This window comes from Staphylococcus sp. GDY8P57P, from assembly GCF_017892585.1.
GTDB lineage: Bacteria > Bacillota > Bacilli > Staphylococcales > Staphylococcaceae > Staphylococcus > Staphylococcus borealis.
Genome location: NZ_JAESLK010000154.1, coordinates 1 through 637 on the forward strand (window position 1 = coordinate 1; position 637 = coordinate 637).

A 637-nucleotide genomic window follows, 5' to 3' on the forward strand; every position below is an offset into this window, starting at 1 on the left:
TAGCCACTCATAGTTCAAAACCAAATTCAAAATCAAAACAAAAGCAACCAAAAATGTGGTTGCTAATAAAATTAATTCTCATAATTATTACGAATAAAATTCTCAATATTTTTTTCGTAATTTGGATAGTTATAATTTCCTAAACAACTTACTTTATTTGAATAATATTTAAATAATTCACAACAAAGCTTAAAAGATTGGTATGTCTTTCTATATCCATTCATCTCAAAAGTAGCTAAAAGCATATTGAATTCTTTATCAGTTAAATATTTGTTTATAAACTTATAATTCTTTCCTAAACTAAAATCAAAACCCCTATTAAAGCCAATATACCAAGAAATCATTCTTAATAATTCAGGACGTAAAATATTATTGAAATGATCTAAAGCAAATAATATTTCTCTTCTAAAAACACCCTTTGCTACATACGTTGAGACACTCCAAAACTCATTACAGCAATCATAAAATTCTCGTTCTGTTGGTTTTTTTAACCAATAATTTGAGTCATCTGGAACAATTTCTTGAGTTACTAAATTATCTTTATCAACTAAAATTTTTACAAGACCATCAGAATCACTAAAATAACGATTTAAATCTTTTAAATTAATTAATGTAATATCCATTTTTATGCCATCTT

At 24.6% G+C, this 637-nt stretch carries 1 protein-coding gene; it reads right to left on the reverse strand.

Features of this window, described 5'->3' with window-relative positions:
• Window positions 1-71: 71 nt before the first annotated feature.
• A partial coding sequence (locus tag KA878_RS14085; protein ID WP_210142271.1) for an aminoglycoside 6-adenylyltransferase occupies window positions 72-637 on the reverse strand: 566 nt, incomplete at its 5' end.